18 protein-coding genes and 1 riboswitch are annotated in these 18,350 nt (G+C 37.1%); of the genes, 15 read left to right on the top strand and 3 right to left on the bottom strand.

Annotated elements, in window-relative coordinates; genetic code table 11:
* Nucleotides 1-261: 261 nt before the first annotated feature.
* The 4 genes from MKY76_RS20450 (at nucleotide 262) to rlmD (ending at nucleotide 4,243) form a co-directional block, all read left to right on the top strand.
* On the top strand, nucleotides 262-1,608 hold the full coding sequence (locus MKY76_RS20450) for a cytochrome ubiquinol oxidase subunit I (RefSeq protein WP_048394871.1): 1,347 nt from the start codon (nucleotides 262-264) through the stop codon (nucleotides 1,606-1,608).
* Nucleotides 1,605-2,630 (top strand): cytochrome d ubiquinol oxidase subunit II, encoded by a 1,026-nt coding sequence (locus MKY76_RS20445; RefSeq protein ID WP_342557094.1) that lies wholly within the window; start codon nucleotides 1,605-1,607, stop codon nucleotides 2,628-2,630. The genes MKY76_RS20450 and MKY76_RS20445 overlap by 4 nt, the downstream gene beginning before the upstream one ends.
* 13 nt (nucleotides 2,631-2,643) lie before the next feature.
* Nucleotides 2,644-2,766, top strand: coding sequence for a hypothetical protein (locus MKY76_RS20440; protein ID WP_004225690.1), 123 nt, complete (start codon nucleotides 2,644-2,646; stop codon nucleotides 2,764-2,766).
* Nucleotides 2,767-2,875: 109 nt separating this feature from the next.
* Nucleotides 2,876-4,243, top strand: a complete 1,368-nt coding sequence (gene rlmD, locus MKY76_RS20435) for a 23S rRNA (uracil(1939)-C(5))-methyltransferase RlmD (RefSeq protein WP_054549033.1) — start codon at nucleotides 2,876-2,878, stop codon at nucleotides 4,241-4,243.
* A 221-nt stretch (nucleotides 4,244-4,464) separates the two neighbouring features.
* On the opposite strand, the gene MKY76_RS20430 is transcribed toward rlmD, so the two are convergent.
* Nucleotides 4,465-5,190 carry a FadR/GntR family transcriptional regulator gene (locus MKY76_RS20430; protein ID WP_281217434.1) on the bottom strand — a complete coding sequence of 242 codons (726 nt, stop codon included), beginning with the start codon at nucleotides 5,188-5,190 and terminating at the stop codon, nucleotides 4,465-4,467.
* Nucleotides 5,191-5,416: 226 nt separating this feature from the next.
* Here MKY76_RS20430 and MKY76_RS20425 point away from each other — a divergent pair, with 226 nt between their 5' ends.
* The 5 genes from MKY76_RS20425 to MKY76_RS20405 all read left to right on the top strand — a co-directional run bounded on the left by MKY76_RS20425 (nucleotide 5,417) and on the right by MKY76_RS20405 (nucleotide 10,478).
* On the top strand, nucleotides 5,417-6,802 hold the full coding sequence (locus tag MKY76_RS20425; RefSeq protein ID WP_342557093.1) for an FAD-linked oxidase C-terminal domain-containing protein: 1,386 nt from the start codon (nucleotides 5,417-5,419) through the stop codon (nucleotides 6,800-6,802).
* 11 nt (nucleotides 6,803-6,813) lie between these two features.
* Entirely contained in the window at nucleotides 6,814-7,797 is a 984-nt protein-coding gene (locus tag MKY76_RS20420; RefSeq protein WP_328025618.1) for a bile acid:sodium symporter family protein, read from the top strand.
* Nucleotides 7,798-8,104: 307 nt separating this feature from the next.
* Nucleotides 8,105-9,073 (top strand): tRNA-dihydrouridine synthase, encoded by a 969-nt coding sequence (locus tag MKY76_RS20415; protein ID WP_048394862.1) that lies wholly within the window; start codon nucleotides 8,105-8,107, stop codon nucleotides 9,071-9,073.
* Between the two features lie 264 nt (nucleotides 9,074-9,337).
* A complete protein-coding gene (locus tag MKY76_RS20410) occupies nucleotides 9,338-9,832 on the top strand; it encodes an RNA polymerase sigma factor (protein ID WP_342557092.1) in 495 nt (164 codons plus the stop codon).
* Nucleotides 9,819-10,478, top strand: a complete 660-nt coding sequence (locus MKY76_RS20405; protein ID WP_131521980.1) for a zf-HC2 domain-containing protein — start codon at nucleotides 9,819-9,821, stop codon at nucleotides 10,476-10,478. The genes MKY76_RS20410 and MKY76_RS20405 overlap by 14 nt, the downstream gene beginning before the upstream one ends.
* Before the next feature lie 225 nt (nucleotides 10,479-10,703).
* Here the strand turns inward: MKY76_RS20405 and MKY76_RS20400 are convergent, their stop codons facing one another.
* Nucleotides 10,704-11,024: a general stress protein gene (locus MKY76_RS20400; RefSeq protein WP_342557091.1), complete on the bottom strand. Its 321-nt coding sequence runs from the start codon at nucleotides 11,022-11,024 to the stop codon at nucleotides 10,704-10,706.
* A gap of 291 nt (nucleotides 11,025-11,315) precedes the next feature.
* On the opposite strand from MKY76_RS20400, the gene MKY76_RS20395 reads away from it, so the two are divergent.
* Together MKY76_RS20395 and MKY76_RS20390 are read left to right on the top strand one after the other, a co-directional pair.
* Nucleotides 11,316-12,653, top strand: a complete 1,338-nt coding sequence (locus MKY76_RS20395) for a trypsin-like peptidase domain-containing protein (protein WP_342557090.1) — start codon at nucleotides 11,316-11,318, stop codon at nucleotides 12,651-12,653.
* 302 nt (nucleotides 12,654-12,955) lie between these two features.
* Nucleotides 12,956-14,152 carry an MFS transporter gene (locus MKY76_RS20390; protein WP_342557089.1) on the top strand — a complete coding sequence of 399 codons (1,197 nt, stop codon included), beginning with the start codon at nucleotides 12,956-12,958 and terminating at the stop codon, nucleotides 14,150-14,152.
* Between the two features lie 70 nt (nucleotides 14,153-14,222).
* Here MKY76_RS20390 and MKY76_RS20385 read toward each other — a convergent pair whose 3' ends face one another.
* Nucleotides 14,223-14,426, bottom strand: coding sequence for an alpha/beta-type small acid-soluble spore protein (locus tag MKY76_RS20385; RefSeq protein WP_004225662.1), 204 nt, complete (start codon nucleotides 14,424-14,426; stop codon nucleotides 14,223-14,225).
* 185 nt (nucleotides 14,427-14,611) lie between these two features.
* Between MKY76_RS20385 and MKY76_RS20380 the strand changes: the two genes are divergently transcribed.
* From MKY76_RS20380 to MKY76_RS20365, 4 genes are all read left to right on the top strand, one after another.
* The gene (locus tag MKY76_RS20380) at nucleotides 14,612-15,106 is read left to right on the top strand and encodes a DUF1456 family protein (protein ID WP_048394854.1); all 495 of its coding nucleotides are present in this window, start codon (nucleotides 14,612-14,614) and stop codon (nucleotides 15,104-15,106) included.
* 141 nt (nucleotides 15,107-15,247) lie between these two features.
* Nucleotides 15,248-15,442, top strand: coding sequence for a hypothetical protein (locus tag MKY76_RS20375; protein WP_004225659.1), 195 nt, complete (start codon nucleotides 15,248-15,250; stop codon nucleotides 15,440-15,442).
* A 203-nt stretch (nucleotides 15,443-15,645) separates the two neighbouring features.
* Nucleotides 15,646-15,731, top strand: a riboswitch (cyclic di-GMP riboswitch).
* 105 nt (nucleotides 15,732-15,836) lie between these two features.
* Complete coding sequence (locus tag MKY76_RS20370) at nucleotides 15,837-17,588, top strand: HAMP domain-containing methyl-accepting chemotaxis protein (protein WP_009374258.1); 1,752 nt, start codon at nucleotides 15,837-15,839, stop codon at nucleotides 17,586-17,588.
* Nucleotides 17,578-18,330, top strand: a complete 753-nt coding sequence (locus MKY76_RS20365; protein WP_009374257.1) for an SDR family oxidoreductase — start codon at nucleotides 17,578-17,580, stop codon at nucleotides 18,328-18,330. Before MKY76_RS20370 ends, MKY76_RS20365 begins: the two co-directional genes overlap by 11 nt.
* The last annotated feature ends 20 nt before the right edge of the window (nucleotides 18,331-18,350 follow it).

The raw sequence follows: 18,350 nt of genomic DNA, 5'->3' as shown, positions 1-18,350 counted from the left end.
TGAAATTAGAAAAATGTTTGGCAAATGTGCGTATATTACTTGAACAAAATTTGAAACCTTAATAATAGACTGAAGTTTCGGTCCGTTATTAAGGTTTTTTTCGTTGGAATAGTGGAAAATGGGGGTATGGATAAGGGAAAGGAAGTGTTGCCTTTGTATAAGTCACAAGAAAAGAAGCTTATATGGCTAAGCTTTGGTGTTGCAATCATTATGCTACTTTCTATTCTTGGAAGAATATTTGGAAGTTAAGGGGGCAATGAGATGATTAATGAATCAGCGGTCTATTGGAGCCGAGCATTAACGGAGTTAACATTATCGTTCCATATTATTTATGCAACAATTGGTGTGGGTGTCCCGTTAATGATTATGATTGCTCAATGGACTGGGTATAAAAAGAATGATGAACATTATATCTTAATGGCAAGACGTTGGGCCCGTGGTTTTGTCATTACTGTAGCAGTCGGTGTGGTAACTGGAACCGCAATCGGCTTACAACTATCATTATTGTGGCCTAATTTTATGCAACTCGCTGGTCAAACAATTGCGTTACCACTTTTTATGGAAACGTTTGCATTTTTCTTTGAGGCGATATTCTTGGGCATCTATTTATATACTTGGGATCGCTTTGATAGTCAGAAAAAGCATATGCTTCTGTTAATCCCTGTTGCTGTCGGAGCATCGATGTCAGCAGTCTTTATCACAATCGTTAATGCTTTTATGAACGCACCAAGAGGATTTGATATCGTAGACGGAGAACTTGTTAATATTCAACCTTTTCTTGCAATGTTTAACCCCGCCATGCCAACGAAGGTTGCACATGTACTTGTGACAGCGTACATGACATCGGCATTTGTGCTAGCAGCTATTGCAGGATTTAGAATGTTAAAAGGCTCGAAGCATGTATACCATAAAAAATCACTACTTTTACTAATGAAAATTGGCTTGATTTTCTCCATAGCAGCCGCTGTGATTGGAGATTTTTCAGGAAAATACTTAGCTGAATATCAACCCGAAAAACTAGCAGCAGCAGAATGGCATTTTGAAACAGAAGGTAAGGCGTCTCTTGTATTATTTGGTGTCTTAGATGGAGAAGAAGTTAAATATGCTATCAAAATTCCGTATGCTTTAAGCATTCTTGCACATTTTAATCCTAATGCAGAGGTAATCGGCTTAGATCAATTTGAGGAAGAGGATCTACCGCCACTCTATATTCACTATCTCTTTGATATCATGGTTTCCATTGGTATGTTTATGATGCTAGTTTCATTACTTTATGTTGTAGGGAAAGCACGGGGCTGGCAGTTTATTCATTCACGATGGTATAGATGGATTATCGTAGCGGGAGGACCACTATCAATTATCGCGATTGAAGCAGGTTGGTGGCTTGCCGAAGTTGGACGTCAACCATGGATACTTTATGGACTAATGCGTACACCTGAGGGAGCTACGACGAGCGACCATGTGGATTTAATGCTGCTTTTATTCGCAGGAGTCTATGCAGTATTAGCAGTGGGAAGTATTGTCGTATTGGTAAGAATGTTTAAAAAGAACCCAATCGAACGCGAGATTGAAGATCGCCACTCTGAAAAAGGCGGTGACATCCTATGACGTTAGAGATTTTAGGTATTTCAGTATTATGGATATTCCTATTTGGCTATGTCATAGTCGCATCAATCGATTTTGGTGCTGGCTTCTTTAATGCATATAGCCTACTTATTGGAAAAAATCATATTTTAACAAATATTATTAAACGTTATTTATCGCCTGTTTGGGAAGTTACCAATGTCTTTTTAGTATTCTTCTTTGTAGGAATCGTAGGTTTTTTCCCGCAAACCGCTTTTTATTACGGAACGATTTTACTTGTGCCCGTTAGTATTTCGCTTGTACTATTGGCAATTCGAGGCTCCTACTATGCCTTTGAATCGTATGGTACACGAGGCCATATCGGATATACACTGACATATGGTGTAGCAGGTTTATTAATTCCCGCTTCTTTATCCGTTGTCTTTGCCATTGCTGGTGGAGGCTATGTTGATGTAATTGATGGGCAGCCTGTGCTGAACTACTGGACTTTATATACAAGTCCATTTGCTTGGAGCATGGTGGTACTAAGTATCGCTGCGGTATTGTATATTTCAGCCGTATTTTTAACATGGTACGCGCATAAAGCAAATGATAGCGAAGCAACGAAACTAATGAGAAAATATGCTCTTGTGTGGGCAGCACCGCTAATGATTAGTGCGCTTGGCATTATGTATGAAATGAAATCCATCAACCCAGAGAGCTACAGTCATATGGTAAATTTATGGTGGATGTTTGCGATTTCAGCTGTCTTATTTATTGTCACAGTCGTACTCATTGCCATGCGTAAAAAGTACGGACTTGCAGTTGGGCTCCTGATTGCTCAATTTGCAGTAGCCTTCTTTGCTTATGGAATTGCTCAATATCCATACCTACTGTATCCGTATTTAACCATTTACGATAGCTTTACAAGCACACAAATGGCGATCGCTTTAGTTATCGCATTTATTTTAGGACTGTGTCTTCTTCTTCCTTCACTTTATTTATTGATGAAACTATTCTTATTCAATAAAAAATATGTGACAGGAAAAGAAGACAATCACGCATAGGAGGAAAGCACATATGCAAAGTTTTTTAATTTTTTATGCACCTTTTATTGTCGTCATTCTTGGGATCTTGTGTGCATTTTGGTGGGCACCAAGGGATTATCATATTACAAAAGAGCAGGAAAAGAGTCGCGAATAGCGACTCTTTTTTCAAGTTAATTAGCAGAGACGCGCAACAGCCAAGTCTTGTTCTTTTTTCATTCGCCAACACATGCTACAATAAGGAGATTGAAATGGAGGATGTACGAATGTCAGCACCCGTGAAAAAAAATGAACGACTTTCAGTTTATATAGAAGATCTAACGCATGATGGCAATGGTGTCGCAAAGGTTGAAGGTTATCCACTATTCATACAAGGCGCACTGCCAAACGAAACGGCCGAAATCCATGTGTTAAAAACATTAAAAAACTATGGCTTTGCAAAGGTAATAGATATTATCAAGCCATCTCCAGACCGTGTTGAAGCTCCATGTGATTACTTCAAGCAGTGTGGCGGCTGTCAATTACAGCATTTATCCTATGAGGGGCAGCTAAAATGGAAAGAAAATATGGTGCGCAATGTGATGCAGCGGATTGGTAAAATTCATGCACCTGTTCACCCAGTAAAAGGTATGAAAGAACCTTGGCACTACCGTAATAAAGCACAAATTCCTTTCTCTGAAAATGAAGCAGGACAAGCGATTGCAGGCTTTTATAAAACAAAAACGCATAGCATTGTGGATATGGATCGCTGTTTAATTCAAACAGGAGAAGCAGATGCTATTCTTGCAGGCTTGAAAAAGGAATTAGCAACGTTAGGTGTTCGCTCTTACAATGAGCATACACATGAAGGCATGTTGCGTCATGTCGTTATCCGTAAAGCACGAGCAACAGGAGAAGTCATGGTTGTCCTTGTAACGAAAAAGAAAAAGTTCCCACAAAAAGAGGCAGCTATTGCAGTAATCCAAAAGCTAGTGCCAAACGTTACATCAATTATGCAAAATGTGAATAGTGAGAAAACCAATGTTATTTTTGGTGATGACACAATCAACCTTTGGGGTAAAGACGTTATTATTGATACTATCGGTAATGTACGTTTTGAAATCTCTGCTCGTTCTTTCTATCAAGTCAACCCAGAGCAAACAGAGGTCCTCTACAAGCAAGCACTAGATTATGCTGACTTACAGGGAGATGAACGTGTCATTGATGCGTATTGTGGAATTGGTACGATTTCTTTATTCCTTGCTCAAAAAGCAAAGGCTGTCATGGGCGTGGAAATTGTCCCACAAGCGATTGAAGATGCCAAACGCAACGCACTGCTTAATGGTTTTACAAATACTTATTTTGAGGCAGGCCCAGCAGAGGAAGTTATCCCAAGATGGTATAAAGAAGGCAAGGAAGCAGACGTACTAGTAGTTGATCCACCGCGCAAAGGCTGCGATGAAGCACTGCTAACTACTATTCTAGAGCAACGACCAAAACGAGTGGTCTACGTATCCTGTAACCCAGCCACACTAGCACGCGATCTTCGCATTTTAGAGGATGGCGGCTATCAAACGCAGGAAATCCAGCCAGTGGATATGTTCCCGCACTCCACACATTGTGAAGCCGTGGCATGGCTTAAGTTAAATGTGTAACACATTACTAAACTCATCTATACAATATAAAAATTACCGTTTTAGGACGGAATTTAGTTAAAATCAATAAAAACTCGGATTCGATCAAATACGAATCCGAGTTTTTTTCGATGTAATTTCTTCCATCTGTAACATTCACTAATTGAGCCAATTCCCACTGACAAAAACCATTCAGAACATCTCATCACTTATAAACTATATATAATTGTGTATCTCTAGTTTTAATTGTTTTTTTCTCCAATATGACTTAAAAGTGACTCTGTCAATTCTCGTCTTATTTGCGTGATATGGTTTTCCATGAGTTGCTTAGCTTGGTTCGCATCTCCAGAGGCGATGGCTAAGTAAATTTTTTTATGTTCATCAATAGTCTCTTGCATTCGTTCCGAATCTTCCAAGCGTTGTCTGCGGGTAGCTCGGATTGTGTCTTGCATATGCTCACTAAGGGTTTGAAACAATTGTAAAAATATTGAATTATGTGAGGCGAGAACAATATTAAGATGGAAACTTAGGTCTGCTTGAATTCCTAATTCTACATCATTTTTACCTTGATCCATCATGTCTAATGCTTGGCTAATTCGTTCTAAGTCTACAGAAGTAGCTCGTCGTGAAGCTAAAAAGGCACACTCCACTTCAAGTGCTTGGCGAAGCTCCAACATTTCATAAATTAATTTTTTTTCAGTATTAATAACTGTAGAGGAAAGTTCTTCACCTAAAGTATGAGACTCTGCTGTTTTAATAAAGCTACCACTGCCTTGTTTAATTTCAATAAATCCCTTTATTTCAAGCTTTCGAAGTGCCTCTCTTACCGATGTTCGACTGACATTAAAACGACTCGCTAATTCTCTTTCTGTCGGGAGTTTATCCCCAGGCTGTAATTCACCATTTAAAAAATATTCCTTTATTTGATCAACAATTACTTGATACGCTTTTTTCTTTGGTTGAGGCATTACCTATCTCACCACCTTAAATGCATAGTACTATAAACGCTTTAATCATACAGAAATACAGCATGTTTATCAATTTAAGAAAAAAATTAATAGTTGATATTTTCTGAATATTTAGTACAATGTAAAAAGGTTGGACCAATTTTAAGAATGTAGAAAATTGGTATGACATATAAAATTATTAATTAAATCATCCAAATACTATGAGAGCAAAAGGGGAAGGAAAAAAATGATTACTACAAATGAAGAATTAGTGATGGCCCTACGAAGTGTTCTTCCAGAAATTGAAGTGACAATCAATCAAACGATTTTAGAACAGCATAGCAGTGATGAATCCTATCATAGTGCCTGTCTACCCGATATTGTGGTATTTCCGACAAAGACAGAAGAAGTGAGTAAGATAATGAACATAGCAAATCAATACAAAGTACCAATAGTGCCATTTGGAAGAGGAACAAGCTTAGAAGGACATGTGATTCCTTATAATCATGGGATAACAATTGATTTTTCACTCATGAACAAAATAGTAGAAGTTAGAGAGAAGGACTTTCTTGTGAAAGTTCAACCAGGGGTGACACGTTCTCAATTGAATAAAGAGTTAAAGAAATATGGATTATTTTTCTCCGTAGACCCAGGAGCAGATGCGACAATTGGAGGAATGGCCGCAACAAATGCTAGTGGGACAACATCTGTTAAATATGGAACTATGCGCGATCAAGTTCGAGATTTAGAGGTTGTTCTGTCAGATGGAACAGTGATTCATACAGGGAATTTAGCAGAGAAATCTTCATCGGGCTATCATTTAAACGGTCTATTTGTTGGGTCAGAGGGAACACTTGGTTGTTTTACTGAGTTGACGTTAAGAGTTTATGGTATTCCTGAATGTGTCATGGCTGCTAGAGCGTCCTTCGAAACAGTGAATGATGCTGTGGAAGGAGTTGTGAGTATTCTACAAGCGGCAATTCCCATTGCAAGAGTTGAACTTGTAGATGAACCTTCAATGAAACAAGTGAACTTGTATAGTCAAACAGCTTATGAGGAACAACCAACCTTATTTTTGGAATTTGAGGGAAATGAGGCTGGCTTAAGGCAGGATGTAGAATTTATGAAAGAGATTGTAGCGGCTCATAATTGCAAAAATATTGTATTTGAGATGGATAATGCAGCCCGAAATCAACTATGGGAAGCTCGCCATAATTTAGCTTACGCCTATGTCCATGGACATCCAGGAAAAAAACTAATGGTAACCGATGTTTGCTTACCGATATCCGAGTTAGCAGGGGCTATTGAACATGCAAGAGAAGCACTTGATATGTTAGCGCTTACAGGTGGGGTTGTTGGACATGTTGGTGATGGAAATTTCCATGTACTATTAATGATTGATATGAATGATCCAAAGGAAATAAAGAAAGCTGATGAATTAAATGAGTTGATTGTGATGTATGCACTAGAACGAGGAGGAACTTGCACAGGAGAACATGGTGTGGGCATTGGTAAGCAGAAATATCAAGAGAAAGAACACGGTAAAGCACTTCTAGTGATGGAAAAGATTAAACAAGCACTTGACCCTGACACACTTTTCAATCCAAATAAAATATTGAAAATAAAAATATAGGGAGTGGAAATATGAAGATTTTAGAAACGATTAGTACAATTGCTGGTAAATACTTTGCTATATGGGTTATTTGTATTGCTGTTATTGCCTTTATAGCTCCAGAACCCTTTTTAATATTTGGGGGGTATATCACGATTTTGCTAGGCATTGTTATGTTTGGCATGGGTCTGACGCTAAAAGCAGTAGACTTTAAATTGGTTATAACAAATCCAGTACCAGTCATTATTGGTGTATGTGCTCAATATGTTATCATGCCACTTTCCGCTTTTTTAATTGCTTATATAATGAACTTGCCAGCAGAATTAGCTGCAGGGCTAGTCCTTCTTGGATCTGTACCAGGTGGAACTGCTTCAAACGTCATGGTGTATTTAGCTAAAGGAAATGTACCTTTGTCCATCACAATGACATCCTTTTCGACATTATTAGCTCCAATTGCCACACCATTCATCCTATTATTGCTTGCAGGTAAATGGATGCCAGTTGATCCCATAGCAATGTTTACTTCAATTATTCAAGTAATTATTATCCCTATTATCCTAGGGATTATTATCAGAAGAGTTGTTCCTCAAATCGTAGAAAAAAGTATTAATGTGATTCCTCTTATTTCAGTAGTTGCTATTATGATTATTGTATCTGCTGTTGTTGCTGGTAATGTCGATACCATCGCTTCGGCAGGCTCCATTATTTTTGCAGCTGTAGTGCTTCATAACGCATTCGGATTGTTATTTGGTTATATAACAGCTCGTGTATTAGGCCTCGATGAAAGCAATCGAAGAGCTATTTCAATTGAAGTTGGAATGCAGAACTCTGGTCTGGGTGTAGCGTTAGCCACTGCCCACTTCGGTCCCTTAGCGGCCCTACCTAGTGTACTTGGGGCTGTTTGGCATAATATTTCTGGTCCGATTCTCGCTACCTATTGGTCGAAAAAACCAGAGAAACCAGAGGTACAGTATAATAAACAGATGCAAGAAGATAACGGCAGAACTCAAATATAGAAAGTAAATATTTGAGTTCCACCCGATAGTATTGCAGTCATATTATCTATTTTGTTTAAATCCACCTCACAAATGGATCCATTCGAAAAAATATAGAAATGAAAATTAGGTATAATAAAAGTAGATGAGGTAGAAATAATCTATACCATCTACTTTTTTGTTTGTTAAAATACCATTTAGGACTGATTTTCGTTAAAATAAACATTGTTGATTTTTACATTAGCTCTTGATAAATAATGCTTCTACCTCTATTAGGTAATGAGGTAAATATATCAATATGTCCATAGTGAGAGGATTTGGAATTAACATGATAGATAATTTTTGGCGCGATTTACCACGGCCTTTTTTTGTGCTTGCACCGATGGAAGATGTAACGGATGTTGTTTTTCGTCACGTTGTAAGTGAAGCAGGTCGACCAGATGTGTTTTTTACTGAGTTTACAAATTCGGATAGCTACTGTCATCCAGAGGGAAAGAAAAGTGTGCACGGTCGTTTGCTCTTTACAGAAGATGAGCAGCCAATGGTGGCACATATTTGGGGAGATAATCCCGAATATTTCCGTGAAATGAGTATTGGGATGGCAGAGCTAGGTTTTAAAGGCATTGATATTAACATGGGCTGCCCTGTACCGAATGTAGCATCAAGAGGGAAGGGGAGTGGCCTTATTCTCCGACCAGATGTGGCCGCAGAATTAATTCAAGCAGCAAAAGCGGGCGGACTGCCTGTTAGCGTGAAAACACGGCTTGGCTACAAGGATGTAAATGAGTGGGAGGATTGGCTAACGCATATATTAAAGCAGGATATTGCGAACCTTTCGATTCATCTACGAACAAGAAAGGAAATGAGCCTAGTAGATGCGCATTGGGAGCTTATTCCGGAAATCAAAAAACTTCGTGACCGTATTGCACCTAATACGCTACTGACGATCAATGGAGATATTCCTGACCGTCAAACGGGACTCCAACTAGCTGAACAATACGGGATTGATGGCGTGATGATTGGACGAGGTATTTTTAAAAATCCTTTTGCTTTTGAAAAAGAGCCAAAAGAGCATAGCAGTAAAGAGTATCTTAATCTTTTAAGACTGCAGCTCGATCTTCAAGATCAATACGCGGAAGAACTACCACGTTCCATCACAGGACTTCATCGCTTCTTCAAAATTTATGTCAAAGGATTCAGAGGAGCTGGTGAATTAAGAAGTCAATTGATGAACACAAAATCAACGGATGAAGTGCGTGTATTACTGGACAACTTTGAATCAAACAATATTGAATGACAATGAAATGATGGAACTACCAATAAAGTCAAGTAAATAACAGTAGAAATAGGAGCAAAGATTTGAGGATGAGATTTCCCTTTCTTTGCTCCTTTCAATTTGTCGCTATTGAGGTTTTGTCAGATGCTAGGGGGCTCTTGTTTTTATGTTTGTGAAAATAACAATATTGCCCCTGAATCATTTGTAGATTGGTAATCGAAAATAACATATTTTTGTAACGTAATTAAATTCTAAGAGTTATATAAGTGAAAGGGGTGAAAATAGGTGGACTTTGAGGAAATCTATCAGGAATACTTTAAAGAAGTTTATTTATATATCCTATCATTAAGTCACGATGAGCGCATAGCCGAGGAAATAACACAAGAAGCATTTTTTAAGGCATTAAAAGCAATAAAAAAATTTGATGGTTCTAAGGATATTCGAGCATGGTTTTTTACAATTGCGAAAAATACATATTTCTCACACTACAAAAGAAAGAAACGACAAGTAGATTCAGGTGCAGTAGAAGAATCAAGTATGGAAGTGCAAATTGTAAAGCATTTGATGAATGAAGAAGATGCCTTCATGGTTCATCAGTTTCTTCACTCGATGAATGAGCCATATAAGGAGGTCTTTTCATTACGTACTTTTGGAGAATTACCTTTTGAAAAGATAGGACGTCTTTTTGGAAAAAGTGCAGGGTGGGCAAGGGTTACCTTTTACAGAGCGAGAAAACAAATTATCGAGTATATGGAGGCGATGAATTATGAAAGAGATTAAATGCACAATTATTCAAGATGTTTTACCTCTGTATGTTGATGAGGTAGTTAGTGAAGATACAAAAGAAATGGTAGACGAACATTTACAGCATTGTGAAAAATGTCAAAAAGAATATGAAACCATGAAACAGGAACTTTATATCCCGGCAGAAAATAAGGCTTTTCAATTTAAAGAGATCAGTAAAAAATGGCGTAAGAAAAAAGTGATCATTTCCATTACTTCGGTTTTCATAACGGCACTTATTTTATTAGGGACCTATTTGTCTGTTTTCTATTATGAAACGGTTATTTCTTATTCGGAAGATTTGATCAAAATCGAAAGACAAAATGATCATCAGTTGGTTTCCCGATATTATGGCAAAAGCCGTGCAGGTGTTCACGGAACGTTTCCTATGGGAATTGAAATTGATGGAGAGAAAAAGATTGTGAGTTTTATTTATTATACAAAAACAGTGGCTGATTCGCCTTCGAGAAACCTGATTGATGATGAAAAGAGGCTTGGACAAGAAGATACCTTTGTTCTACCTGAAAGTGGAAATAACGATGCGGTATATTATGTGGAATTTGATTCAGAAGAGATGGTTCCTGGAGGAAAGGATTCTTGGGATTCAGTTTTAGAACGTGCAGTATTAATTTGGGAGAAATAATCTGATGGAAATCATATTTAGTTATTCCATTATCGGGTGCTTTTCCGTAATAAGGAAAATTATCGTTCTTTATGAATAGGACCATATTGTTAAAGAAGACTCTTTAATGAAGAAGAAGAAAATTTCCTCGAGCAGATCATTGACAATAGTTGAAAGGCTATCTTGAATACAGAGACGAAGGTGTAAAAATGAAACAAACCCGGGATTGGATTCCCGGGTTTGTTTTTACTTATTGGCAACTATGACCAATTTACCTGTATCCAGTTCCTTCTCGAATTGAGCAGCTTCCGATTCACTTAATCCGACAGAAGCTAACTTGTTGCGGAGTTCATCTCCACGGGAATTCAACAGGTTCTTCATAGAAGTCAGGAACCCTTGCTCGCTAATGCCAGCTTCTTCTGTCCCGAGTGCTTCGTTAATATCATCTTCACGTTCTTCATAGTGCGCAAAGATGTAAATGTTATCTCGAAGATATCCTTGCGCTTCTAATTTCTCCACTTCTTGTTTCGCCTGTACTACGTTTTCTACTGTCAATTTGACTGTCATTATTGATCCCTCCTATATATGTTCACATTCAATCTATTCCACTATATTGAATGAATAAAACATCTTTTTTGTGTTTAATTATGTTAGAGTGGCATCAACAACTAATGGAATAATAATGAACAAATAGAAAAAACGGAAGTTGTTATTCTAAATCTTTATTCCAAAGCTACGTCCAATTCTTTATAGAGTCGGGCTTTTTTGTTTGCATCAATAGAGGATTTAGAGCAACATCAGAGAATTGTATATAAGTACCATTATATGTAATGAAGAGCTTATAGGAGTTGTATGAAGATGATTGTGACAACTAGACCGTTAAAAATTAAATACAATAAATCAGCAAATACTTTTCAGGAGTTTATGCAAATTAATCACAACAAACATTCTCTTACGAAGGAAGTTGTTTTTCTACGATATATCGGTATACCTGATTCTGTAGATTTTTATAAAGATGAGATTCTAAAAATGGAGGAGTATTTCTCCAAGCAAAGCATTTATTATTTACGACTGCATAAGCTTGAGGTCATTCGTAATAAGGAAGATGTAGATAGATTGTCGGAAAGTTGGAGAATGTGGCAGACTGCTGCTGAAAACCCGCAATTACTGTATAAGCTATCTTTGTGCAGTAAATTAGCGAGTGATCAGCTTGAATGGACAAAAAAGCTAAGCTTTAAACAGATGATTCAACTATTTAAAGAAAATCAGCCTTATCCTAATGAAACGTTGTTAAAAAATTTTGCAGTTAAATTTTTGTATTGGATGGATTATTATTTACCACAAATTTTTTCGGGGGAAAATTCAACGTCCCCCAAAATTGTTTTTATAGGTGACATTACGCAGCATGAATTACTATTTTTATATTTCTTATCGTCACTGGGGTGCGATATTTGTTACATGAATCCCAAAGGAGATATTGCCAATTTGTACCCTATAATAGAAGCGTCATCTACCATACATATGTGTCGTCATTTCTATGAAAAAGAAATAACATTGCCTATTGAAAGTACTTCAAGACAATTGAACATTTTTGCTCAAAAAACGAATGCGACAGAGGAGTGGAGCTATGAGCAATTAGCCTCCTTAGCCACATCTGTTGTGATGATTAAGACCTTCGGGGAGGATGACAAGGTTTTATGCTATGGCTCTGGTGTCATTCTCCACCAAGATGGATATATTTTAACAAACCTGCATGTTGTAGGTGGTGGAAAATATTATTCTGTGCTCTATGAAAATGATACCAACGAGTATATTACCCATCAATTTGTGAAATATCATGATATGCATGATTTGGCTATTTTGAAGGTAGACAGAATAAGCCATCCTTTACCTGTAAAAATGGATGGACAATTAGTTCGAGGGCAAAAAATTGTGGCGATTGGCAGTCCGTTAGGATTGTTTAACTCAGTTTCTGATGGGATTGTTTCGGGTTTTCGTGATATTCGGCAAATGTCTATGATTCAATTCACAGCCGCTATATCAAATGGCAGTTCAGGTGGTGCTTTATTGGATATGCATGGGCGATTGGTTGGTCTGATTACAGCAGGCTTCGATGATGGTCAAAACCTTAATTTGGCTGTACCTGCCAATCTAATTTATCAGTTTGCTCAAAACTTTATAGAAATACCGTGTTGAATTTCCACTATTCGACCATTGCTTTTTCTTCAGTAATCTTATAGAATGTAGAACGGTATAAATGAACGATATATAAATCCTTTAATACGGTCCAGAGAGGCTGAAAAGGGCTATGTGATATTTTTAAGCTAATATCTTTGCTTTGTCATGCCCTTTTGTCCTCTGTGACGGAAGGGCTTTTATTATTGTTCCGTACTCCTCTTTTAAAGGAAGTCCCGTGAGGCTTCAAAAGAGAATGGACAAGACAGCTATAATCCATTCACTAAAAGAGATCGACAACTAGAAAATGGAGGCTAAAAAGAATGGATTATCGTAAAAAAACCGTGGTTGCTTCAGTGGCGGGGCTAACGCTAGAAGGAATGGACATTATGTTTATTTCCTTTGCTATGACAATGATTATTGCAGAATTTAATATTGATCTTGCAACAGGTGGATTGATTTCATCCATCACGAATATTGGGATGCTACTGGGTGGTATTATTTTCGGAGTATTAGCAGATAAATATGGTCGAGTAAAAGTGTTTACGTATACGATTATTTTGTTTGCCATCGGAACGGCCTTAACAGGAGTAGCAACAAGTATTGAACAAGTTTATGTTTATAGATTTATCGCTGGTTTAGGTGCTGGCGGAGAATATGGTATTGGGATGGCGCTTGTGGCGGAGGCTTGGCCAAAGAATAAACAAGGCAGAGCATCCTCTTATGTCAGTGTAGGTGCACAATATGGAGTAATTTTAGCCGCTTTATTAAGTGCTATTATTTTACCAACTTTAGGGTGGCGTGCATTATTCTTTGTAGGATTACTACCAGTTATTTTCGCCTTTATCGTACGTAAAAATATTGATGAATCACCAGAATGGTTAGCAGCGCAGAAACAACAAAATAATAAGCAAGAGAACGGGAAATTAGCACAATTATTTGCTTCACCTCGTATCACCATGACAACACTCTCCCTAATTCTAATGGCTACTGTTCAAATCGCAGGCTATAATGGTCTAATGATTTGGCTACCTTCGATGTTACAGAAATCGCAAGGTTTATCGGTTTCAAGCTCAGCATTGTGGACAATTAGTACCGCAGTTGGCATGATCATTGGAATGCTGACGTTTGGCAGATTTATGGATCGTTTTGGTGCAAAGCGAACATTCGGGATATTTTTAGTAGCCTCTGCATGTGCTGTATTCTTTTACTCGTTTGCAACAGGTGCAGTAGCGATATTAGTAGGCGGTGCGGTTGTAGGATTCTTCTCTAATGGAATGTTTGCAGGGTATGGTGCATTAATTAGTAGCTTTTATCCAGTACACATTCGCAGTACAGCAACAAACACCATTTTTAACTTTGGACGAGCTATAGGTGGGTTTTCACCAATCTTTGTAGGCTTTATTTTACAAAGCTACGATATGACTGTCGTGATGATTTACTTAGCAGCACTGTATTGTATTTCCTTTATCGTTATGCTAACGCTTAAGAGCTCAGGGAAGGAATTGCAAACAGCATAATTTTATAGAGCACGAAAGAACGAATTCCAATTATGTAAATGGGATTCGTTCTTTTCTTATTAGTATTTAATTATAATAAACCTTTTGAACGTTTTTCAGCGATTTCAACAAGGCGTTTTGTAATCTCTCCTCCAACTGAACCATTTGCGCGAGAAGATGCTTCTGGCCCAAGCTGAACGCCAAACTCTTGTGCAATTTCATATTTCATTTGATTGACAGCCTCATGTACTCCAGGTACTAGAAGTTTATTTGAACTGCGGTTATTGTTAGCCATTGTTCTCACCTCCTTGACCTTAGAATGGTTGCGATTAAATTTTTCATACATTTAAAAAGTAGGAAATGCACACGCTATTTGCTAACAACAACAACTTGTGGAAAGCTAGCAATAATCAGCAAACTCTCTGTTATAATTAAGCCTGGCTCTTTACTATATAAGGTTAATTAAAGGAGGAACATATAATGACAAATAATGATATCTTAATTCGTTTACGCTATGCGTTCGATATAAAAAATGTAGATATGGTAGAAATTTTTAAACTTGGTGGCATGGATTATTCAAAGGAAGAAGTATTAAATATGCTGATTAAGATTAATGATGAGGAAGAAGCGCCAGAGGAATACATCAAATGTAATAATAAAATGTTAGAGGCATTTTTAAATGGATTAATTACTTTTAAACGTGGGCCTCAGAAACCAAGAGAAGGACAGGCTGTTGGACCTTTACCTGTGTCAGGTAAAGAAAGCCCAAATAATATGCTGCTAAAGAAAGTAAAAATTGCTTTAGCTTTAACAACTGAGGAGATGCTTGAGATTTTATATGACGGCGGCATTAAAGTTACAAAAGGTGAATTAGGTGCTATTTTAAGAAATCCAAGTCATCGTAATTATAAAGAGTGTGGCGATTCATTCGTACGAAATTTTTTAAGGGGCCTAACATATAAATATAGAGCATAATGCACAATGGATATCAATCATAAAGTGCCATTTTTTTCTTTAAAACTCGTTGACAATTTGTGACGAAAATGTGTACAATAAAATTATCACAAAATGTTCACAAAAAAGATGAAAAATGTTCACAGACAAAGGGGTGCTTGTATGATTTATTTTGACATCTTATTAGTAGCTATTGCATGTATTACAATGCCTTTTATTGTTGCAGTTATGTTAGATATTTTTTATGCGGAACGAAAAAAAGTACGCTTTTCATTACGTCGTACTTCCGTATGGTATATCGCTATGTTTGCGTTATCCTTTATACCATCCGTATTACTTGTCACACAAAACGTATAATTTATTCAAACACTTAGGGGTAAGTGAATTGAAAGTGGACAGCTACAACGCTAATTGAGGTTGTAGCTGTTTTTATTTTGTTCAATAGATGAATCATAATTAAGTAATTTATATAATTATTAATGAAGGAACAGCTAGTATAAAATATGTATGTTTTAAGTAGAGAGCATTGACTACTTTTACCTACTGTGTTAATTTTGGTAGGGAAATATAGGCAAATTTACTGAAAAGTAAAGACGCAAAGCTACAGGTCTAAGGCAATAAATGCTATGGCGGCTGAGTTGCAAAAGAGTGCTAGTTGTATCATTCTCATTCTAGTTTTTGTTCTTTTATGCCTATTTCTTTTGAAATAGGCATTTTTTTGCAAGTAAAGTTCAAAGGAGGAAAAGGGGAAATGAAGTTGTTAAAAAACACATCATTAAAAAATAAGCTTTTACTAACAGTCTCTATCGTTGTATTACTGCTTATCGCTATTATTACGACGCAAAGTATTAGTGAATTGAATAATCGGATGAATGTGGATTTGGAGCAAGAATTAAAAAGTGTTGGTTTATTAACAGCTATGAACTTAGACAGTGATGAAGTAAAAGATTTGCTGTCCGAAAAAGGGGAAACAAACGCAAAGTTTACAAAGATCCAAAAGCAACTTGATATGATTCAGGACCAGCAAGGTATTATGAGCTGGAGTTATATTTGGGATGTCAAGGATGAGGGTGGCGTCAATCCAATTGGCTATACCTCTAATCTAAATGAAGTATATGAAGCCGGTGAAATTTTTACTGATTTAGCGGATGAACATGTAGAAACAGCAAAATTAGCTATTGAAAATAATAGTACAGAGGTAACTGATATATTCGAGGATCCTTTTGGTTCTTGGAGAACGGTTTTTAGTCCTATTAAAGATGATAATGGCCAACTGATTGCCCTATTAGGGATTGATTACTCCGCTGATTATATCAATACGATTATTAAAACAAGTGTGATTAAGCAAATTGTCATTGCCATTATCGGCATTTTAATTTTATTAGTTTTAGTTTACATAATTATAGATCGACTATTAAAGCCACTGAAAAAAGTAGTGAACGTTGCCAATCAAGTGGCAAATGGTGAATTAATAGATGTGGATTTAGAGACATCGAAGGATGAAATTGGTAAATTATCTGAATCCATTCGTACAATGGTGGCTAATTTGCAACATATTATTTTAAACATACGCAATACATCCAATCACGTTTCTTCAGCAGCCAATCAATTAACGGTACATGCTGGTGAAACTTATAACAGCTCAACAAATATTGCACTAGACATGAATCAAATTACACAAAATGCTGAGGCCTCGATGACCATGACAGAGGAAACAGCTGCTGCTATGGAAGAAACTGCAACAGGTATTCAGCAAATTGCTGATTCTGCAAATGTAGCTGCGGAATCCTCTATTTCAGCATCACAGGCTTCTGAACGAGGCAATGAAGTTGTACAACAAGTTATTGCTCAAATGGAGTTAATTAATGATTCTGTTGAACAAATAGGGACAACCATTAATGGACTACATGTTAATACTAAAAAAATAAGTGAAATTGTTAGCTTAATTACTGCTATAGCTGATCAAACAAATCTATTAGCTTTAAATGCTGCGATCGAAGCGGCACGAGCAGGTGAACACGGTAAAGGCTTTGCCGTTGTTGCGGATGAAGTGAGACGCTTAGCTGAACAATCCTCTCAATCAGCAACAGAAATTTACAATTTAATTAGTTCTATTCAGTCTGATTCAAACGCTTCTATCACGGTTATGGAGAAAGGTAAAGAGGATGTTAAGGTAGGGATGGCATTTACCAATGAAGTAGGCGAAATCTTTAAAGAAATTCTTACTTCCTCAGAAGAAGTAGCTAGCCAAATACGTGAAATTTCAGCAGCCTCACAACAAATTTCTGCATCCTCAGAAGAAGTGGCGGCATCTGTTAATAATATTAAACAATCTGCAGAGCAGTCAGCAGAGTTCTCTTCAAATGTCTCGAATTCTACACAAGAGCAATTATCTACCATGCAGGAAGTAAAGGATGCCTCTTCATCACTGGGCAAAACAGCAGAAGAGCTGCAAGGTCTAGTGGCAAAATTCAAATTGGAGAATGATCATAATGGACATTAATTTTACAGGAAAAAATGTTTTAATTACAGGCTCTAGTAAAGGAATCGGTAAAGCAATTGCTTTAGGCTTTGCGCAACATGGAGCCAATATTTTAATTAATTATATTGGGGATGAGCAAGAGGCAGAAGCTGTACGTGCAGAAGCAGAAAAGTTGGGTGTGAAAGCTTTAATATTCCACGCAGATGTTTCTAACTCTCAAGAAGTACAAGCGATGCATCAATTTATGGACGAGCATCTCGGAAATCTTGATATTCTTGTAAATAACGCTGGATTTGCACAGGGTTCCAGCATTACAGATTTAACGGATGAGCAGTGGGATCGTATGATTAAAGTTCATTTATATGGCTGTTTCTATAATTGCCGTGAAGCAGCTAAAAGAATGAAGGAACGTAATACAGGAAAAATCATCAATATTTCATCTGATATTGGTAGCTTGGGTTGTGAAGAATTCACGCATTATTCAGCTGCAAAGGGTGCTATTAATGCTTTTACAAAAGCTTTAGCAAGAGAATTAGCACCTTCTATACTTGTCAATGCAGTTGCTCCTAGTGGAACATTTACGGACATTCTACAAGAGTTTGGCGATAACTATGTGGAGGAAGAATCCGCAAAATATCCATTAAAACGTTTAGCACAACCAGAAGAAATTGCGAAAAGTGTATTGTTTTTAGCCTCTAATCATGCTGACTTCTATACAGGCCAAATTTTAACGCCAAATGGTGGGGTCGTAATGAACGGTTAATGGAAAACGAAGGAGTAAAT

Origin of the sequence: Lysinibacillus sp. FSL P4-0201 (genome assembly GCF_038593425.1) — a bacterium.
Classification (GTDB): Bacteria; Bacillota; Bacilli; order Bacillales_A; family Planococcaceae; genus Lysinibacillus; species Lysinibacillus capsici.
Note: the sequence above shows the minus strand (reverse complement) of the source record. Positions and strands in the feature narration are given on the sequence as shown.